The 20,214-nt window shown below is 38.4% G+C and carries 16 protein-coding genes; 14 read left to right on the top strand and 2 right to left on the bottom strand.

The genetic code is table 11. The features are described 5' to 3' along the window. The first annotated feature begins 293 nt into the window (after nucleotides 1-293). Both MFF31_RS05250 and MFF31_RS05245 read left to right on the top strand, forming a co-directional pair. Nucleotides 294-2,342 carry a hypothetical protein gene (locus tag MFF31_RS05250; protein ID WP_238187053.1) on the top strand — a complete coding sequence of 683 codons (2,049 nt, stop codon included), beginning with the start codon at nucleotides 294-296 and terminating at the stop codon, nucleotides 2,340-2,342. A 300-nt stretch (nucleotides 2,343-2,642) separates the two neighbouring features. Beyond that, the gene (locus tag MFF31_RS05245; RefSeq protein ID WP_248565403.1) at nucleotides 2,643-2,867 is read left to right on the top strand and encodes a hypothetical protein; all 225 of its coding nucleotides are present in this window, start codon (nucleotides 2,643-2,645) and stop codon (nucleotides 2,865-2,867) included. A 220-nt stretch (nucleotides 2,868-3,087) separates the two neighbouring features. Here the strand turns inward: MFF31_RS05245 and MFF31_RS05240 are convergent, their stop codons facing one another. After that, nucleotides 3,088-3,921, bottom strand: a complete 834-nt coding sequence (locus MFF31_RS05240; protein WP_238187051.1) for a hypothetical protein — start codon at nucleotides 3,919-3,921, stop codon at nucleotides 3,088-3,090. Further along, entirely contained in the window at nucleotides 3,914-5,329 is a 1,416-nt protein-coding gene (locus tag MFF31_RS05235; protein ID WP_238187050.1) for an AAA family ATPase, read from the bottom strand. Before MFF31_RS05235 ends, MFF31_RS05240 begins: the two co-directional genes overlap by 8 nt. Before the next feature lie 203 nt (nucleotides 5,330-5,532). Here MFF31_RS05235 and MFF31_RS05230 point away from each other — a divergent pair, with 203 nt between their 5' ends. The 12 genes from MFF31_RS05230 (at nucleotide 5,533) to MFF31_RS05175 (ending at nucleotide 20,211) form a co-directional block, all read left to right on the top strand. Beyond that, nucleotides 5,533-5,688, top strand: coding sequence for a transposase (locus MFF31_RS05230; RefSeq protein ID WP_238187049.1), 156 nt, complete (start codon nucleotides 5,533-5,535; stop codon nucleotides 5,686-5,688). A 2-nt stretch (nucleotides 5,689-5,690) separates the two neighbouring features. After that, the gene (locus MFF31_RS05225) at nucleotides 5,691-6,287 is read left to right on the top strand and encodes a transposase (RefSeq protein ID WP_248565402.1); all 597 of its coding nucleotides are present in this window, start codon (nucleotides 5,691-5,693) and stop codon (nucleotides 6,285-6,287) included. A 3-nt stretch (nucleotides 6,288-6,290) separates the two neighbouring features. Further along, complete coding sequence (locus tag MFF31_RS05220) at nucleotides 6,291-6,509, top strand: hypothetical protein (RefSeq protein WP_238187047.1); 219 nt, start codon at nucleotides 6,291-6,293, stop codon at nucleotides 6,507-6,509. A 706-nt stretch (nucleotides 6,510-7,215) separates the two neighbouring features. Then, on the top strand, nucleotides 7,216-7,743 hold the full coding sequence (locus MFF31_RS05215; RefSeq protein WP_309296660.1) for a hypothetical protein: 528 nt from the start codon (nucleotides 7,216-7,218) through the stop codon (nucleotides 7,741-7,743). A 343-nt stretch (nucleotides 7,744-8,086) separates the two neighbouring features. Further along, nucleotides 8,087-8,317, top strand: coding sequence for a hypothetical protein (locus MFF31_RS05210; RefSeq protein WP_238187046.1), 231 nt, complete (start codon nucleotides 8,087-8,089; stop codon nucleotides 8,315-8,317). Nucleotides 8,318-8,557: 240 nt separating this feature from the next. Further along, nucleotides 8,558-9,406, top strand: coding sequence for a TnsA endonuclease N-terminal domain-containing protein (locus tag MFF31_RS05205; protein WP_238187045.1), 849 nt, complete (start codon nucleotides 8,558-8,560; stop codon nucleotides 9,404-9,406). 16 nt (nucleotides 9,407-9,422) lie between these two features. Next, nucleotides 9,423-11,591 carry a Mu transposase C-terminal domain-containing protein gene (locus MFF31_RS05200; RefSeq protein ID WP_238187044.1) on the top strand — a complete coding sequence of 723 codons (2,169 nt, stop codon included), beginning with the start codon at nucleotides 9,423-9,425 and terminating at the stop codon, nucleotides 11,589-11,591. 31 nt (nucleotides 11,592-11,622) lie between these two features. After that, complete coding sequence (locus MFF31_RS05195) at nucleotides 11,623-13,299, top strand: AAA family ATPase (RefSeq protein WP_248565401.1); 1,677 nt, start codon at nucleotides 11,623-11,625, stop codon at nucleotides 13,297-13,299. Nucleotides 13,300-13,308: 9 nt separating this feature from the next. Continuing rightward, the gene (locus tag MFF31_RS05190) at nucleotides 13,309-14,940 is read left to right on the top strand and encodes a TniQ family protein (protein ID WP_238187042.1); all 1,632 of its coding nucleotides are present in this window, start codon (nucleotides 13,309-13,311) and stop codon (nucleotides 14,938-14,940) included. Nucleotides 14,941-15,020: 80 nt separating this feature from the next. Beyond that, the gene (locus MFF31_RS05185) at nucleotides 15,021-16,403 is read left to right on the top strand and encodes a TnsD family Tn7-like transposition protein (RefSeq protein WP_238187041.1); all 1,383 of its coding nucleotides are present in this window, start codon (nucleotides 15,021-15,023) and stop codon (nucleotides 16,401-16,403) included. A gap of 1,239 nt (nucleotides 16,404-17,642) precedes the next feature. Beyond that, nucleotides 17,643-18,731 carry a Wadjet anti-phage system protein JetD domain-containing protein gene (locus MFF31_RS05180; RefSeq protein WP_238187040.1) on the top strand — a complete coding sequence of 363 codons (1,089 nt, stop codon included), beginning with the start codon at nucleotides 17,643-17,645 and terminating at the stop codon, nucleotides 18,729-18,731. Between the two features lie 4 nt (nucleotides 18,732-18,735). Further along, on the top strand, nucleotides 18,736-20,211 hold the full coding sequence (locus tag MFF31_RS05175) for a hypothetical protein (protein WP_238187039.1): 1,476 nt from the start codon (nucleotides 18,736-18,738) through the stop codon (nucleotides 20,209-20,211). Nucleotides 20,212-20,214: the final 3 nt, after the last annotated feature.

Here is a 20,214-nt window from a genome sequence, read left to right as displayed (position 1 = left end):
GTTAAGAGCCACAATTGGCCTTAACGAACAAAGATGAATAAATACACTTGACATTGGGGATTTTTTTAGAGACAGTGTAATATGTACATAAATTCTCTGCAGCATTGCTCATAGATGTTGGGCAGTGTATGATGCGTCAGAATTGAGATGTGTTCAAAATGATGAAAATATGCAAGGTACATCGATTGCGATGGTACCTTGCTATTTCAATATTTGACATTGACTCACTCTTCTGATGAATCAGAAGAGTTTTTTATGTGCAATTTAATCCGATTAAAGAGGAGAGAATGCACATGGTAGAAATGAATGTCAAGAAAGCGGTCATGGCAGTAAAAGGGAAGGGGAATCCCATTGTTTTTACGGGAACGACTAAGAGTGGCAAGACTACAGGAATGTCCGCATGTGCGAAGAATGAGGGGGTTCAAGAATTTCTAAGTTTACGTGAGGCCAATGGAAAAGGAGGAACATCTGAGGTTGAATTAATCGCCACTGATTGTATCGCGATTCCGGAAGATAGCCTAATAGTAAGTGCGAAGCTGGGGCTGCAGAAAATTTCTGATTGCAGTGATGACAACGAACTGTTAGGGAGTATTCTATATTCCGCGGCCAAAGATTTTTCAAAACAGCAGGATCCTGAAGGATTTAAAAATAAGATTCAAAAAACGCTTCAAAACACGTTGCAACATCCGTCTAATGACTCGCTAGGTTATAAAATCAAAGGAATTACGGAGCAACATATCAACCGAGTGCTCGAATTGTTAAATCAGTTTCCTATTGATGAAGTCATGAACGTATATAATGAAATGATTGCGAAAACCCCAAAAAAGGGCCAGCAGGGGATTCGGATTTTTATTGAACTAATTTCAAGTAAACCGAGTTTTTCGTATCTTATTGAGGCTTTTTGGAATTTGATAGTGGAGATTATCAACCAAGATGTGAAAGAGCTAAGGGACGATCTTGTGCAAAGCGGAGCAGACTTTGAGGCAGATGGCGAAGATTTCATCATTGTGTTAAATCAATCGAATAAAGACAACAAACTCGTTAAAACGCTATTACAAAGTGAAGATGGCTCCAAGGAATATCTCATATCTGAGTTCTCTTTGATTTTTAGAGGGGCTGAAGGCCTCTATCAAGGGTCAAACCGTCATCTATTGACGGTTGTAGAATATAACGGACAGAATATCAGATGCTTACGTCTTATTGACACACAAGGCCTCTTCCATGCGACAGGGGTGAAATCAAAGGAAGAATCTGAACGGATTATTGATATGCTATCGCAATATCACAGCAATAAACTTGTCATTGTCATAAATTCGCACATCACAGACACGGTAAAGGATGGATACGAAGCGATTCGTATGATGCTTCAGGAGACGAACCGCGAGATTGAAATATACCTTTTGTACACCCACTGGGATGAGTACCTCAAAACGTACAGTCAGCAAAGACGTGGAGCAGGTAAATTTGATAGGGGTCAAGAAACGGTAGACTGGGAACAAAAATTTAAAACTGCACTAGCTGATCAGGAAGAAATGATTGAAATGTTACGAGCAAGTTTGGAATTGAATCAAGCTAAGAAAAAACCTAAATTAATGGGGGTCTATCGTGCGGCCATTCTGACTGACCCAGATAATAAAATGGAGGATTTCTTAGAAGCTAAAGATTTCGTCTATCCAGAGGCACTGAATCGGCTGCTGAATGACCTGTTGAATGAACAAGCGAAGCATGGATCAAAACCGAAGGTAACTGAAGGGATCGAACGTTGTATTCAGGTAGATTTGAGTCAGGTATCCAAATCAAATATCAGCAGCTTGTATAACAACTTAGTTGTCGATTGTAAAGGATTAAAACTGTATGCATCCACAGTGAGAGCGTGCATTAGAAAGTGGTGTAAATCTGGAACGAAACATAAATCTAATGTAGTAGTACCCAATGATTATGGCTATGCGCATATCGAAACAGAATTCGTTCAAGAAATTCGAAATTACACGTTGAACATGTTGAAAAATCGATTTCAAATTGATGCAATTTCTTATATTCCTGATGAAACAGATCGGGAGAAATTTAGGGAAGAACTCACCAGATATCTATTTAATTCACAGGAAGTAGGTCGTGAGGTTGCGGAGTTGATCGGAAAAGAAGCTCATACTAATGGGTTCGAGAAAAATAAAGGGTTCGCTTATCAGTATGATCGGTTTAAGGATATGCTCCAGCACACACAGGATCAATATTTTAATAATCCTATTATTGATCCTACTCCAGCATTCGATTCCATTCTAAACCGAGCGTTACAAAATTGTGTGCGTCAATATGTCGATGCAAATTGCATAATGGTCTTTTGATGATGGTCATGGGCTAGGATTAATTGAATCAGAACCCACTTTAATGAAACACATAAGGCATGCATTCAGAATTGAGTGCATGCCTTCCCATATGCCTTACACCATCGAACAGATCTTAAACTAAAGGGCAGAAAAGTTTAACCGTTTAGCGAATGTTATTAACAGAATCAACTTGCTGAGTCGAAATCAAACAATTCGTGTTGACGGGAGAGAAATACATGATTAAACGTTTCTTCAAGGACGATAAAGGCTACGAGAATTGGTTCACGAAGAATCCAGACGGCTTCGTGTTGAACATGTATGAAGAAAACGCAACGTCGGACAAGATGCACTTGGCTAACTGTTTTTTTTCTTCGATCGGAGGGCGATGAGAGGCGCCGTACTAACTCATACGAAAAGGTTTGCTCCGACAGCCTTGAGGAATTGTCTGATGAAGCTGCCGAGGTCGGCAAGAAACGTAATAAAATTTGGGCATGGTGTCCGTTTTGCAAGAAGAAGGTTGACGAGAAGGAAACGAGATTCTAAACATTATATTATTGCACGTCTGTAAAAAATGATATTATGAGGGAAATTGTACATAGGAGTACGTTTCCTAACACACGGCGTTCTGTTCTTCTTCGTTGTCAGCCGCCTGAGCGTGACGTTCCCGCCTCACACGCAGCCTTTTTGTTCGCTGTCTCTTGAATTCTAAGGACATCAGAAGAAAGAGCCCGCTTCTGATGGAAGCGGGTCAAGTATCCGGAATTTATGAGTTCAGTGTAGATGGATAGTTTGTATTTACTTCTGGGGCAGCTGCTTCGGGGACTAAAGTTGCTGAAGCATTAGGAACTACAACCTGATCGGCACCACCAAGTAAGTTATCAATGAAACTGTAAATTAAAAGCGTGTTGGTCTTTCGGCCCAATGAATTTATCCCAAGCTGGATCTGCCCCCACGTATATTCGAAAGGATCTACCCCCGCTGGACAGACATCCATGTGAGCTTCTAAGAGAGCCTTAATCTCTGCCGCATTATGTGTCTCGACGTATTCTTTCATTAAGTCATCCTTTTCCTTCAGGCTCAAATTTCGAAGGTTAAAAACGACATGATCGGTGTTAGAAGACATAAAGAAATGGGCATATGGCAAATCTTTATTCGATATTGTTAATTTACTGATTTGAATCATTTTGCGGTGGTTTTCAGATTTATCTCGGTTTCGCTCCTCCATATGACCTTTCTGCGTATCATTAACTACGAGAATGTGTGTATCCGAATATCGCTTTTTTTCCGTTACGGATACTTCACCGTTTACAATAATATGGTCATCAGGAATGAAGGTTCCATCCGTATCCCCAATATGAACAATCCCAATAACATGAACTGGGCTTATCTGCTGCCGCTCTAACTCCCGCTTTACGAAATCCCGAATCTTTTCTCGAATATTTTTATCATGGCGCTCTTTAAAAAAGACGTCGCCTCTATACTGAAATATCTTTATTCCCTTTGGTTCATAATGATCCCGCAATGCGGCAGCAAATAAGTCTTCATCCGTTTGACCTTCGACGATCACAACAAGAGCCTTTAATTTCTTTTTACTCAAGTGATCGTCCCACCTTCCAAAAAGCCCTCTTAATTGTAGACTTATTAGTTTCGGTATAAACGGACTCACTCATGCCGCCTAATTGGATCGCCTCGTAGTATCTTCTACGAATATTATTGGTTGTGCTGGTATACTTCATCTGAATATAGCGCTTCTCTGGGTTTGTCGTTGTGAACCAGATATTTTGTACGGGTAAGACCTCGAGCGCACGAAGATTATGGGAAGTAAATATAAGTTGTCCCTTCCCTGTTTCGCTAAAGATGCTGAGAATCTCCCCCAGGAGGAACTCAAATACACCGGAGTCGAATTCGTCAATGACGACACATGTATTGGGATTGATATTAAATGCAATTAGCGCACTGGTAATCGCGAAAATTTTCAATGTGCCTGCTGACTCCGCCCGGAGCGGTAAGGACCGGCCCTCTTTTTTAATCAGCAACTCAATCCGCTTACCGGGTTCCCCATCATCTAATGATTCACTATGAAGCTCGTGTACAACAACTTCGGCGCCAGGTATTAAACATCTGAACACGATGTTTTTTAATTCGACGGCCTTTTTTAGTTCATCAAGAATATCAAGCGGAACCACAAATGAACGAAGCACATTAAAGTTATATTCTGCGATTCGCTTAGAAAACGGCATGAAATATTTTGAACTAAATTCTCCATGCTGAATGTTCGGGATTACAACGAGATTCTTAGCGAAGGTTTCCGTTATCAGGTGGAGGATCTTGCCTTCTTCGGAGCTTAGGATTTGCTTTAAGTGATTCTGAATCTCCTTATGAAAAACAACCGATTTCTCAGAGTGGATAGCGATGATTTTACTTGCAATGGCCTTCTGGTTTTTGCTCGTGAAGAAGATTTTCTTCCCCCGGTACAGCTCCTTGTCTCGGTAGTTCAGAAGATTCTTATATCTAACACCAGGAATATTCTCTTTATAGAATAGATTTTCACTAATGACCTTCATGTTCTCTTCGCCGTACGCAAGCTCTACGTCGTATTTGATTAGAAATGTCTTAGTGTCTGCTACCGCAGCGAATTCGAAAGATAACGTACAGGACAGTTGTCCATCCAAGATTAAGTTTTCCGATTTATTAGGCAGTGAGGCCTCTCTGCCCAGCAGACAGCCCAGAATTCGAAAAGATTCAAAAACAGCGGTCTTCCCCGATCCATTTTGACCATAGAAACCGAGGATGTCTGCGTTTAGATTTTTGTCATTCATGTATTGCTCAAGCTGCAGCTCAAACTCTTCCTTGAAGTTTCGTTTTGCCGACTCGTCACCCGAGGTTGGTTGGGGAGGCAAAACGCCGGCGATATTATCGTACATCTGATTTCCAGTGAATTCGCCAGCTTGGACATTCTTGATATTTTCAAGTCTCACCCGATTTATTCGAATGATTGATTGCATCACAGTCCCACCTTTCATTTCCATATTTATAGTATAACACGCATTATGATAATTAAAATGAATTTTTGAATAAAATATATGAAAATTTCATTTAAGATTACTGGAATTTAAAGTGTCCACATTGGAATCTCAATGAAGAGTCAGGCCGTAAACGAGGTAGCCATTACGCGCACTGGCTACTAGATAAGGGATTACATGTGGTCATGGTTAACCCGGCCACAACGAAGAGAAACAAAGAAAATCGAGATAATAGTCCATCAAAAAATGATCCCAAAGATGCCCTGGTCATCGCAGACGCGGTCAGTAGAGGCTTTTACACGAATATACGCGTCAGTCGCTTGTGTTCCAGCGATTACTGACGATGATGAGCGATCGAGAATTTTGGGTGTCGAATAGTGTACGGCTGCAGAATCGGATCGTGCGTTGGCTGGACATCCGCTTTCCCGAATATCCTTCAGTATTCAAAGACTGGACATGTAAGCGATCATTGGCGACCCTTAAAACGTTTCCTTGTCCGCAAGATCTGGAGAGTTATACCGTGACGGACGTAATCGATGCCTGGAGAGTCCATATGCAGCGCGCTGGAGGTTCTACGGGTACTGAGAAGGCTGCACTACTCATTGCCAGGGCAAAGAACAGTGTCGGGGAACGAGCGGCTGTTGAAGAAGAAAAGGCAGATTTGCAACGGCTTATTGAAGAATATGAGCGAGGGAGTATCATGCTTGAAGAAATTGAATCAACAATCGAGACTCTACTCTCTGAGATTCCAATGGCGGAACACCTTCGCACAATAAAGGGTCTCGGAAAGATCTTTACAGCGGCCATATTAGCCGGTACAGGAGACTTAAGACAGTACGCGCATGGACGTCAGGTATTGCGGAAAGCTGGCCTAAACTTGGCAGAAAGCACGTCAGGAAAGCGAAAAGGTCGAATTGTTCTTTCGAAGCGAGGAGACTAAGCTTTGCGAAAATATCTTTATCTGGCGACGGTTCAGCTCGTATGGAACAACCCAGTGTTCCGCCATCTTCATGAACATAATGTACAAGAAAAGAAGATGAAAAAGCAGCAATCCATATTTAAGTTAATAGGTAAGCTGGCACGAATTCTAGTTGGAATTGTACAACGGGGACAACAGTTCACACCAGAAAAAACAGTCCTTACATGGTCAGAAGCAGCTTAAGTTAGCAGCAATCACGTATACTGACTCATTCGCAGGATTTCCACAAAGAAATCACGGAGGACCGAGTTCGTCTCCCTTAAGAGCTCAGACCCGTCCGCTAAACGCTATCGGTCTCCACACCTTGGACAAGTATAACGAAGGAATGTAAGGGCAATGACCCGTTGAGTCGTGGGAGGGTGAACCCCAAGGAATTAGTGGAGTATGCGTGCAGTAGAGATGAATTTGGGGACTATTTCCTAACGATTCCTCTATTTCCGCATGCCCAACCGACTGCCTCAACCGGTATTGTCTACAGTCAGTTCTAAGATTTATCTGACCGAAGGTGATGGAATCCTGCGAATGAGTAAGTATATGTGAGATAATTCTTAAAAACGAGGGACGGAGACTATAGTTTAAACACCACAGCGGCTGTCTAAGACTTTATTTTTAAGTCTTGGTCCGCCGCTGTTTCTTTTAAGGATCACTCTAATTCTTATTTTCTAAATGCTACAGATCCTTCAATTCAGAAACCCAGGTAATTTAACGACTCCAGTCTAATACTTTATTTTCAACTGACAATAGTATAGTGCTATTCGTTTTTTTATTTTTAGGTGTTGAAAACACAAATGTAAGCGATCTTAAAATCGGACAGTGTTATTCCGACATATGATCAGTTTTCAGGTCATGTAACCGCTTTTATACTTAATACATCAGGAGGTGCTACAACATGAAAGAATTAACTACCGTCGGCCGAGCGAATGCCGCGGTGATGCTCAAGCGACAAACGCTAGGACGCAGATTCCGCAAACAGGTATCCCTTCAAACTTTCGTTTTGTTAGGAATGGCGTTCCTGCTGGTATTCTCATTTGCCCCACTATTTGGAATTCAGATGGCTTTCAAAGATTACACCATCAGTAGCGGCATAAAGGGGATCTTTACAAGTGAATGGGTGGGACTGCGTTATTTTCATGAGATGACAAACGACTATATGTTTCCGACCTTGGTGCGAAATACGATCGCCATCAGCTTGCTGAAGCTCGTTATTTCGTTCCCCGTTCCTATTCTTCTGGCGATCATGATTAATGAAGTTAGGCATTCATTCATGAAGAGGTTCGTGCAGACAGTCAGCTACTTACCCCATTTTATCTCGTGGGTCGTCGTGGTAGGTATGTCATATGCATTCTTCTCGACGGAATACGGGCTCGTCAACAATGCACTTATGTCTCTAGTCCCATATAAAAAAGATACATTTTAAAGCTTACGACCTATTCAATCGGAGTTAGGTTAATGTGGTTAAGGCCGTTTTGAAGACAGATTAGGACAAAGAGATGTAAAAAACAAGTTCAATGAAAGTTTCAATAGTGATGAGCCCGTCTTCGAACCGTTTGGAGTGGGAAGTGAAATCAGTAATGGTCTTACTGGCAAATATCTATAGCAAAGAAGTGACATAGCGAACCTTTTCGTATAGAACACCAACCCTATAGTAAGGGGAATGTTGGATGGAAGCTATTTTACTTACGCATAAGCATGTTAGATGATTGGTGCAAACTATCCGTATTAGAATAACGAGGGTCATATATGGATAAAATAGAAATACTATGGAATCATTGATAAAAGGATTAAAGCTTATACCCAATGAAAGGGATGGTAGCATGGTTTTTGAAATTACTGAATTAATGGAACAAAAAATAAAGGAATGGGATTCATGTACTGCAAGAGATGTTTCAGGAGCTCAATTTGCATACACGTTTATTCCAACGGGACTTGGATTAATCATTACAGTCAAATGCGATGTTTGTGAAAGAACTCTAGATCTAACCGAAGACTAGGGATAATAATTCAATTGATCAGAAATTCATTTGAAACCCTAAATATTTCATGTGAAATCAAAATTATATATATATTACGTCATATTATATGATGTGAGATGATAATATTTTAACTTTAAAACTCTTATTGACATACATAATGTGCTAATTTAACATTTTATATAAGAAGGGCATTAGATAGTGTTTTTGCTCATTTTTACGCAGGTGAAACTTGAATATTCCACTCAGGGAGGTGAGGAAATGTCTCTTAGAGGTTCGCGAATAACAAAGCTACATACGAATTATATCAAGAAAGGAAGAGGCCAAGGTTCTGGGAAAGATTATAAGCCATTCATACAAGCGCATGATAATAAGACGGCTTCAGAAGGATGGCTTACTCGACATAAAGGGTGGAAAACTGCGCGTATTCATCATACGTTATCTGAACATGAGAGGAAGTTTCTATACCTTTGTGAGTGGTCTGATAGGATAATAGACATCCGTGAGCAATGGCCACTGTTACCCATTCAAAAAACAATTGAAATCGCGGAACAACTTGGAATTACACATGCAAATGTGGATGGTACACCAGTAACAATGACTACAGATTTTAAATTAACTGTTCTTACTAAAAACGAGGCAGTTGATGAAATCGTAACGGTCAAGCCGAATTCGAAGCTCGATGAACGTACTCTTGAGCTTTTTGAAATTGAACGTAGATATTTTGCAGAACAAGGAACCGCCTGGAGAATCATCACGGAGGATGAAATTCCCGAGATATTGGTGACTAATGTCGAGTGGCTTGTAGAAGCAAAATATTTAAATACAAGACCTGGTATGGATGATGAAATACTATCACTAGTTTCGGAAGAGCTATATGCTTTCATCGTGTATGATGCTGGACAATCAGCAATAAGTAAATTATGCTTACGCGCGGATAAATCGTTTGGCTTACAGCAAGGGACAAGCTTATTTATACTACAACATATGCTTGCCAATAAGCGATGGGTAACAGATATGCATACAAAAAAGATTAAAGAGTTTGAACCACTAGTAATTCAACTAAATAGCCAAGTAATGACATCAACTAGCTCTATTCATTTTGCTTAGAGAAAGAGGTGTTTTTTTGCATATTATTATAAACTCTATCATTGAACGATTAAATGTGAGTCTTGAAACGGAAGCTCTATTACGAGTTCTTTGGATTTCTGATGATATGAAAAACGTTGTTGTTGTAAACGTTAATGACCATCGGAAAATGACACTCCCGTTTTTTCTTAATTATGAGGATATTTTAGAGGAATTAGAGCAAGGGATGACCAGAATACTAGAGCACGAGAGTGATATGCAACTCCTGTCTCCAGAAGATGGTTACCTCACTAAATATAAAGAAAACCGTAACCGAAGATGGGCAATTATTAAGGACATTGCACGAAGAGAACCTGAAATTTATATATCAGAGTTGAGGGGGAAACTCATCACGGAGGCTCATCTCAATTCTAAAGTCTCAAAGCAAATGATCAGAAGATACTTACAAAAATATTGGTTTCATGGTAAGTCCGTTAATGGACTACTTGATAATTATTTTGATTGTGGAGTTTCAAGTGAAAGGAGGAACTATAAAAAAAAATCAGGGCCTGTCTCCGATAACCGTTACCTCATTACGGATTCCGATAAAATAATCTTTAGTACGGCAATTAAGTTGTTTCATATACGCCAAGGGATGAATATAAGAACAACTCATGAACGAATGTGCGAAACGTATTATAAACGTGGTTTTTATAGGAAGTATGGAGTGAGAGTACCCATAGTAAACCCGGATTTTGCCCCAACTCTTCGTCAATTTAGATATTGGTATACTCAAAACTCAACCCTTTTTTCGAGATATTCAAACAAGCATGGAAAGCGACGGGCTTCAATTGACGTAAGATCGATGCATGGAAACTCTTCGGAAAGAGCATCTTGTGTAGGTGCTTTATTTGAGATTGATGCTACTCGCACGGATGTTTTACTTGTGTCATTTGATAGAAAGACAATTCTCGGAAAGCCTACTCTCTATATAGTAATTGATGTTTTTAGTAGATTGGTGGTCGGATATCATGTGAGTCTAGCTTCGGAATCGTGGCTAGAAGCGATGATTGCGATGGAGCATGCAGCAACTAGCAAAGTTGAAAACTGTAAAAAGTTTGGAATCGATATAGCCGAGGAAGAATGGCCATGTCATGCTTTGCCGAAATATTTAGTCGCAGATCGTGGTGAGCTAAAGGCGCAGTATACAGAGAGGTTTGTAAATTTAGAAGTGGATGTGTTGAATGCACCCTCCTATCGTGGTGATTTAAAACCATTTGTTGAATCACGATTTCATATTACGAATGAAACCATTCGACAATTATTGCCTGGATCCACAGAGGCTAATCCTAGAGTTAGAGGTGATCGTGATCCAGCACGGGATGCTGTTCTAACCATTGAAGAGTTTAATCGATTTTTAATTGTATTTTTTTTGACCTATAACAAAAGCGCGGTTAGCAATGATTTTAAGCCAACAAAAGAAATGTTCGAGGAGAAGGTAGAACTAACACCGCTAAAGATTTGGTCCTGGGGAAAAGGGAAGAGATTGCTACACGAAAAAACGAGAAGTGAGATTCGGTATAACTTATTGCCTCGTGAACAGGGGAAGGTAACACGATTTGGAATTGAGTTTAAATACATGTACTACACATGTGACATTGGTATAAAAGAAGGATGGTTTGAAGGAGAAGGAAGAATAAACGGTCAAAAGCACATTGAAGTTAGTTATGACCCAAGGAACTGCAGCACCATCTTTTTTAAATATAAGAAGGGACTGATTCAATGCAGATTGGTAGGTCAATCTATGGAATACGAAGGGCTTCACTTTGAGGAAATCGCTAAAATTATGGAGTACAGAAATGAAGAGATTAAACAAAAGGAAAAAAGCGAAAAACAACATAAAGCTGAACTGCATGCTTATGCACAACAACTGAATAAAGTAGCAATTGAGGAAACAGCAAAAGCCATTAACAATAAGAGTTTCTATTCTAGAAACCAAAATAAACGCCAAAAGCGACATGAAGATAGTCGAACCTGGGGTGCACAGAATGCATGGTCTAGTCCTGAGATAGACCTATCTGCAAATGGTGGGGAACCATCCCAAGTTATATCTTTTCCTAAGAGTGAAACTGAAGATCATTTGTTGACTGAACTACACGCTAATGATATTCAAGCATTGTTTTCAGCTAAAAATAAAGATCGAAGGAGGAAACCTAGAGATGATTGACTACTTTGCGACCCTAGAAGGCTCACATTGCATGGCCCAATATAAACAGCAGCTAATCCCCCAAAATCAAGGCAATCCCTTTATTGAAGCCATTCCGGATCGGGTAACGATTGAACAATTTATTGACCTCTTATCGAGTACACCATCTGTATTACCTGAGTATATGAAGTTACCGGTGGAAGACCGCTTAGAATTTGTACAGCAAATTAAACCTCATTTTTGGCTTACACTCCCCTCACACTTCGACAAATATAGAAATATATATTATATGATTAAAATTGGATATCAATCACGAAACCCTCTTAATGCCGCTTATAATAGACAATTTGCCATTGGAGTAGATAAGATCTTTCAAGGAGGTATTGATCAGAACGGTGCTAATATTGCAGGTGTAGTACAAACAGCCCAAAGCCATGTGGAGATCGCAATTAGTGGATGGGGGAAGTCTCAAGTTTATGAACGAATGTTGCTGAGATTGTTCCCGCAAGTCATTCACCATAGCGAATACAGTGGTAGGAAAATTCCTGTTACTCAAGTAACATGGTTAAAGGTTGAATGTCCCTTTAATAAGTCAGTCGGTGCCTTCTGTAAAAATGTTTATGCAGAAGTCGACCGAATATTGGGGACGGATTTCTATGAGAGATTCGGCGAAAAACCCGGTAAGCTCGATACACTTGCAAGAAGGCTAATCAAAGTGGTTGCTCAGATAAATTTAGGTGTCCTTGTAATTGATGAAATTCAAAAGATTCAAAAAGCATATTCCGGCGGTGCAGAGGATATGATCGACTTTATTACAGAGCTTGTAAATACAATTGGCATTCCAGTAGTAATGCTGGGCTCATATAAAGCACTGTACCTATTTAAAGATTCACTTGCGAATACACGCAGAGGAATTGCAAATGGATTTACTGAAAACATTTCGGGATATATGGTTGAAGATAGCTGGGAGTGGAACGAGTTTATTGATAACTTGTGGGATATTCAGTACACAAAGAAATACACAGAAATCACTGATGAAATTAAAAAAGCACTGTATGAGAATTCTCTTGGTATCCCTGATTTGGCTGTAAAATTATTTATGCACGCACAATCAAGCGCTATTGTAAGTGGTGGGGATGAAAAAATAACAGCTTTTCTTATTAAGGATGTAGCCAGTAAGAGTATGAAATTGGTACAGCCTATTTTCAAAAAAATGAAGTCTGGTGATACCGCAGCCTTTGCAGCATTGGATGACATAAAGCCTGATTGGGTTGCCTTAAACGGATATATTAGGGAAGCAGAGCACCGAGTTGCAATTAGTGGAAACTTAGCAGGGGACCATTCTAGAGCTTTGCAACAAAAGGATAAATACGCGATATTAAAGAAGCTAAATGATTTTGCCGCATGCTTAGGCATTTCGTCTACGAAAGCGGAGAGCCTTTCAAACCAGGTATATGATTCAAGTGGAGGAATGGGAGATTTAGAAAGTATGTTTGCCCAATTGGCCCAATTAGCCTTGGGAAATGCGACATTAAACTTTGGTGACCAAGAGCATAATACTGAAGGGCTATCAAAGAAGAGATATTCAAAAAAAGTTAAACCTGCATTAGAAGAACAGGACATTCGTTACATTGTCCAGATGGGCCATCGTCAGGGAGAAACAACGGGAGAAGCATTAAAGAAAAGTGGGCTCATTAGAGGAATTGATGACTTATTAGGGATTAGATAGGGGGATTTGATGACATCAATTATTAGTTTTCCGGAGCCGTTTCCAGATGAAGATTTTCGAAGTATTGTGTTTAGGTACCATTTACGATCGGCCAACAAAGAATTCAATGAGAGTCGACTCGAGTTGTTTGGTACACAGTCATATAAACTACCACTATTCCCTAAAAATTTAAATCATCTAGTTAATAAGCTTCCTAAAGGACATAGATTCTCTATAAATGGGTTGCTCTTTGATCACACATGGTTTGGGTTATACAAAGTGTTTTTGTCTGCTGATAGGCAAATGAGAGTATTTAGTAATATTCGATACGGTACGAACACCCAGCACGGGCACCCCCCAGTGAAAGAGTTGTCAGTTTTAACATTGACGATAAAATATTGTCCATTATGCATGCAAAACGACGAGTATGAATATGGTGAAGTTTTCATTCATCGAATGCATCAATTATCATTTCTTGAGGTATGTCCAAAGCATAAAGTAAGATTGTTATCTAATTGCCCAATTTGTAAGAATCATTTAACTAACCCTGACCAAGGTGTACTGCTTAAATTAATGGAATGCAATAATGGTCATAGATTACCTGTGGAATACATAGTCGAGAAAGAGGAGTTCGTTAAAACTCAAATTTCACTAGCAGAGGAATTAATTACGCTTCGAGATCGTCACTACGAATTATCTAATGAGATAATTCGTGATGAATTGTTAGCTCAGTTATATAGAAGAGGGTACATTACTCCGGCTGGTTTAATTCTAAAAAAGCAACTTTTTTCTGATTTTAACAGAAAAATATCTTCAGATATAAGAAACGCATTAAACTTAACCAATCATAGTTTATGGTTCATTAACAATATCTTTAAAAAGGAGTACATGGTTAGTTATATAGGATTCTACCTTCTCCTTACTCGATTACTTGGAAATACATTGGTGGATGTATTGAAACCAAACGCGCTGATAAGTGAAAAGATTTTTTTAAAACAAGAGCTTTCCCAGAGAAATCAAAATCAAAAAGAACTAGTTACTAAGGGAATGAGTGAAATTATACAAGCACGTCAACAAATTGGTGCATCAATAGAAATTGATGAAAAGAAGGATAAGATGCGACAAAGGATGAGCGTTTTATTATTAGATAATGATTTTAAAACTCGTTCAGAAATAAGAAGAAAAAAAGGTTATTTATTCAATTGGTTGCTTATAAATGATACTCAATGGTTGGAGGAAAGAATTCCACGAAAAATAGATTCAAAATGGAGAAAACTAGACTTTGAGGACATGGATGAGGATCTACAACAAAAAATTCATATAGCAGGCATTAGTATTGACTCAAATTATCCATTACCAATCAGACAATCGACACTTCTCCAATTATTAAATGCATATGATAGAAATCATTATAAGACTTATGTGAATGAGTTTTTGCCTAAGGCAAAAGAAGAAATTTCAAAATTTGTTGAAACCCCAAAGCAATTCTTAATTCGTAGCATTCCAAGAAATTATGAAAAATTATTACGCCAAGGGATGACCTCAACCACTGTCGTGAGATTTAAGAATGCTGCTTCAGTTTCATATTATTTAAATGGGGATGAGGAAGTTGATGAGCACATAGCGAATTTTTTGAGAGAAAAGGGTTCATTAATTGAATAGTAGTAAGTTGAATCGTTTAAAATTAACCTAGAAGGAAATAATAATCATATAGCCAAGTCACCTGAATTGGAGTGAGGCATATGATTTTTTTTCCTTCTTTATTTGAGGACGAGCTTTTCTATAGCGCTCAAGCTAGATATCACTTCTATACGGGGAACGAAAACCCTAGAATGTCCATGAAAGAAATGTTTGGCTCGTCAAATATTTGCGCCACACTATTATTCCCTTCACAGTTATCTAGTTTTTGCAGGCATTTACCTGTTGCCCACACTTATACAAGCAATGAGTTGATTCAAAATCATTCATTTCTTCCCTATTTTTCTCCCTTTATTCCTAAAGAAAGAACGATGAAATTGATAGATTTAATGAAGAATGGGAACGGCACTTCTATATATATGCTGTTAGGCTTAACAGCTAGTGAAATTAGAAGAGCTCCATTATTGAAATTTTGCCCTAAGTGTGTTGTTGAAGACGAGGATAGATTCGGAGAAGAGTATTGGCATAGATCTCATCAAGCCTTTGGGGTTAGCGTCTGTTATAAACATATGTGTGGATTAGTGGATTCTGATATTGAGGTTGATCAGAGGCATAAGCACGAAATGTTTACGTTGAATAATTATCTCAGAAGGAGGGGGTATTCGTTAAATACTGTTGTTGCTACGCCTGATATAAAGCAAGAATTTTTTATTGCTCAGCAGTCATACGTTCTACTAAATAATAGTTTTCTGTCACAGGGGATTGATCAGATTAGAAAATATTATGTAACCAGACTCCAGGCAAAGGGCTTAGCCACGGAATCCGGGCGAATTAGATGGTTAGAATTTCTTCCGCTTTTTAATCAATATTACGGTCGTGACTTCCTTTTGAAATTCTCTAGCTACGTTCAATCCGGTGATGAGGATACCTGGCTGCACAAGCTGCTACGCTCACCAAGAGTGACATGCCATCCTTTAAGGCATATTCTTTTTTTGGGCTTCGTAAATGAATCGGTAAGTTCTTTGTGTAGTGTTGAGAATTATAAAACTGAGCAGCCAGTTTTTTTAAAAGAGAACCGGTCTGATGCGAAGTTGGTATTAAAAAAAGAAATTTCGAATAATCGGATAAATTGGCCTCGTCGTGATATAGAGATTTCTGATGAAATACGGAAGGTTGCCAGTAATATTGTTGATAACGAGACAAAGTTGGTGAGGATTACCAGAACGAAAATAGGAAGAACGCTAAGGGTTCAATCACTGTTAATAAGAGCACATTCTAAATTACCGATGACACAGGAGGCTATGAATGAGGTAGTTGAATCCTTAGAGCAGTTTCAAATTAGGAGAATTAAATGGGCAGTACAACATTTAATGAAACAAAAAATGAATGTCCAAGCATGGGAAGTTTTTAAAGTTGCTGGGATTAAACAAAAATTCGAAGATAAGTATAGATCACTAATTGAGGAGGAGATAAACTGCTTTCAGTGAGTGGTAAGCAGTCTTCAAAATACTTGTTTTTTTATTCGGCTTATAGAATATAGCTTTTCAGGTTTATAAGTTTAGTAGGGTTATGTAGTATGTAACTACACTCCTTTACTTTTGGCGAATTACTCGGTGGGGGGACATTACTCCCACACACACCGAGACGTTTGAACTCCAAAACTTCCTAGCACAATGTCTTTTAAAGGAGCTTTGTTAGTGATTTGTTTTTTGGAAAAGCTGCGACGAGTATATTTACGTCTTCTTGGATCTATAAAGGTCAGCATTGCGGATATTGTGTAAAACTACGCTTCCCCGAATTCCGTTTTTCTCCCTTCGGCCCACGATGCATGTGAGGCTACACTTACAACCACGTTATGTAACTAGTAATTTATCTAAGAGAAATTCTAGGTAACCAGTTCAATTGGAATTGATTTAGACTTCCAATTAATTTTCTATCAGCGCACTCAAAGTCTGCCACTCATCAAAATAAGTTTGCCACTGAGCCGACCGATTTTCAGGATTTCCTCCGAATCTCGCTCGTTTTTTTCTCGCTCTCTTCTCCAAAAAAACTTTACTCTGGCTTTTCCTCAGGTTTTTCGTCCCAGGATTCAATTATTTTTCAGACATATTCTCGATTGTTTACCCGATTAATCATTTCCTAAGCCTAGCACTTCCCAAATGGTTTTCCCTACTATTCATCTCAGATTTATTTATCGCTTTTTCTCGGTTTATCCTCGAATATTTTGATTATCTCGGTTTTCATTTGGGTTTCAGCTCGAACTTAAATTGCTTTTGAAGGGCAGGATAAGATAGAGGAAAGGGTCGGAGGGCTTGTGGGAGTAAGGTGGAGCGGGGTTTTGATTAGGTGATGGGGAGTTGCAAACTCATTTGCTTGGGGACAGTTCCCTATATTCGGTTTTATTTTTATGAAGTATTGGATTATTAATAGCTGACAGACCGACAGAATGTTATAATTTACGACATATATTAACAAAAAAGGTGATTGTAAAATGTCTGGATATAAAAAGACAGCTAATGCAAGACCTGTTATAAATATCACCATACCGGAGGAACTGTTAGATAAAATTGAGGATTATCGTTATAATGAAATATTTTCCAATAGCTCCCAGGCGATATGCAACTTAATTGAATCTGGGCTCAAGATTAGTAGGAGAGAAAAAGAGGTAGACAAATATTGCATCTTTGTTTGTTAACCGTTATTAAAGATATAAAGGGCGTGAACATGTGGATGGCTATAAAAAAATGAGAAGTCTCATTGACGAGTATTTAAATTTTCGAAAAAAATTGGAGTTCTCTATTCTAGAGTTAGAAAGCCACATCCTAAATCATTATAGGAGTCTAAATGATTATCATGATGAAGGTGGATATGAGTTTATGTACTCGGTCATTTCAGATATGCATAAAGTCAATGAAATCAGTCCTCTAAAAGCGTTTACTAAACAAACAAATAATCGTAAACAAAACTCCTTACCGGTAAGGTGGAAAAAAGTAAAAACCAAAGTAGAATCTTTATGGAGTAAGGAGCAAATGTTCCAGGTATCCGACCGTTTAGATATCGGTTATTATATTGATCATCCGGAGTATCAAGATAATGCTACGTGGGAAAACATCTGCCGTATTTATGAATTTTTAGGTGATGCAGAAAAATGGGAATGGGAATCTAGAGCTACTCGTTCATATCAACTTTTCGATGATGAGAAATTCTTGTTAAATAAAGAGAACCAAGGAAATCGATTACTAGGACGGTTAAAACTAACAGAGGCTGACTTAAAGATCAAGCAATTCGGCGAACCCTTTTCCTATATTGTTAATCCTAAAATAGATGTCTTATCTAAAGTTAAAAATATTTTAATCATAGAGAACTTATCATTCTTTCATAGCTGTCGTCGTCTTTTTAGGTTGCAGCAAAGCATTCTGGGTATTTATTACGACATGATTATATATGCAGAAGGTACCCATATTGAATCAAGCATACAGTATCTCGAAGATGTGCTGGAGCAGAAATCCTTGGAAGTATATTACGTTGGCGATATGGACCCATCTGGTTATTCTATTTACGCACGTCTTAAGGTAAAGAACCCGCAGTACGATATAAAACTGGCTAAACACATTTATTACGAGATGACAGAGCAATGCAGAAAGCCTACCTCAATACCAAAAGAACAAACGAAGAACATAGAGCATTTTCTACTCATCATAAATGAATTAATTGAAAACGAAAATTTTAGGACAATTGCTACAAAACTTTGGGATGAAAACAAACGAATTCCTCAAGAAGTTCTTCCGATAGATGTCCTATTAAAAAGGGGCTGAAAGCGTGCTTAATCGAGATATATGGAATGATATAGATAAAAGAAAAAGGGCTTTGAATCCTATTTTCTTATTTGGTTCTGGAATGAATGTAGGTGATTCGTTACAACCTTACATACGAGATATATTACTTAGTGTTTTGTTAGAGGTATATTATCGTGAATTAAGAGATGATGAGGGCCGAACAAAAGAAGATGTTTTCCAAATAGTGAATGAGGTGTTAAATACCTTCAGCTTTGATTATAAAGAAGAAGATATCAATAGATTAGGAAATGGCTTATTTTACTCTGGTGATAGTAAGCGGATGGATTCATTTAAAGGATATTTTTATAATCCTAAAATGCATCTTTTCGAAGAACAACGTTTTTCGTATTTAGAACAAGATCGAGAATACACAAAGATTAGAAAAGGAATGGTCGTTTATAAATTAACAGATGAAAGTATTCGTATGATCTTGATGTCGCGCGAGTTTGAAGAAGAAATGGATATGAGTGTAGAACAATTATACACTTTGCAGCTAATCAAAGCTGGAAGAGTCAATCAAGCCATTAGTGTATTGGATGCTTTATCATTACGAATACGAAGAGTTTTACTTAAAGAGAAAGAGTATCGTTATGAACTAGAAAGAAATCCTAAAATCCTCTTGACCAACAGGGATGTAAGGAGAAGTTTGAAAGAAGATATTAGAAGGCAATCAGAAGAAGCACAAGAGTTATATCAGAGAATGCATGGGACATTAGCCATTATTGAAAAGGGAGACGAAATATCTCGTATAGAACATTTAGAACTTGAAAATAAAATTAATTCTACTTCACGATTGCATTTGCAATTGTCTGATGAAGTGTACAAAAACATTGCATTTGAGCTAGATATTCGCAAGAATAATCCGTTGGCACTCGTCTATCGGAAAACTGCTAATTTTTATGAAGAAATATGGAAGAAGGAGATTTTTCAGGAAGGTGTTCCGAGTGATGAGATTTATGATTTCGTACTTGGGCCTTTGTTCTCTCCAAAACAAGACGTGATTTTCCCTATGGATTGGATCTGGCAGGAGCAAGAACTTCAACAAGACCGAGAGTATGAAGAGACCCTATTATCTGATATTGAGGAAGAGGTATCCCAAAGGTACTACCATGAAATCAATTGGGAGAAAACGGTGGCAGACTGGCATCCTATATTCAAGGAATTAGCGATTCATGGTGTATATGAATTAAAGGATTTACAAGGGTTTGACCAATGGAAACGGGATTCTATTGATTTTTGGTCATTATTCACACAAGGCGAATTTGAAATCCACAAAACACAAGAAAACCTTAAATATAACGATGAAAGAATGACCTTTTTTCAGAAATTGATCAGTTTCGATAAAGAAATGTGCTTTTTTGAAGGGAAGACACTGATCGGAGCCCTTGATTCTAATGAACAAATTATATCAGAGAAAGTTCGAATGTCTTCCTTTACCCTGCGACTAAAAGGAGAATAATTT

Origin of the sequence: Paenibacillus sp. L3-i20 (assembly GCF_022180385.2) — a bacterium.
Taxonomy (GTDB): Bacteria; Bacillota; Bacilli; order Paenibacillales; family Paenibacillaceae; genus Pristimantibacillus.
Note: the sequence above shows the minus strand (reverse complement) of the source record. Positions and strands in the feature narration are given on the sequence as shown.

Bases quoted from the DNA above. Each gene is read 5' to 3' on its own strand.
- MFF31_RS05250 (WP_238187053.1), top strand. From the start codon at position 294: ATGGTAGAAATGAATGTCAAGAAAGCGGTCATGGCAGTAAAAGGGAAG.
- MFF31_RS05245 (WP_248565403.1), top strand. From the start codon at position 2,643: ATGAAGAAAACGCAACGTCGGACAAGATGCACTTGGCTAACTGTTTTT.
- MFF31_RS05235 (WP_238187050.1), bottom strand. From the start codon at position 5,329: ATGCAATCAATCATTCGAATAAATCGGGTGAGACTTGAAAATATCAAG.
- MFF31_RS05230 (WP_238187049.1), top strand. From the start codon at position 5,533: ATGGTTAACCCGGCCACAACGAAGAGAAACAAAGAAAATCGAGATAAT.
- MFF31_RS05225 (WP_248565402.1), top strand. From the start codon at position 5,691: ATGATGAGCGATCGAGAATTTTGGGTGTCGAATAGTGTACGGCTGCAG.
- MFF31_RS05215 (WP_309296660.1), top strand. From the start codon at position 7,216: ATGAAAGAATTAACTACCGTCGGCCGAGCGAATGCCGCGGTGATGCTC.
- MFF31_RS05210 (WP_238187046.1), top strand. From the start codon at position 8,087: ATGGAATCATTGATAAAAGGATTAAAGCTTATACCCAATGAAAGGGAT.
- MFF31_RS05205 (WP_238187045.1), top strand. From the start codon at position 8,558: ATGTCTCTTAGAGGTTCGCGAATAACAAAGCTACATACGAATTATATC.
- MFF31_RS05195 (WP_248565401.1), top strand. From the start codon at position 11,623: ATGGCCCAATATAAACAGCAGCTAATCCCCCAAAATCAAGGCAATCCC.
- MFF31_RS05190 (WP_238187042.1), top strand. From the start codon at position 13,309: ATGACATCAATTATTAGTTTTCCGGAGCCGTTTCCAGATGAAGATTTT.
- MFF31_RS05185 (WP_238187041.1), top strand. From the start codon at position 15,021: ATGATTTTTTTTCCTTCTTTATTTGAGGACGAGCTTTTCTATAGCGCT.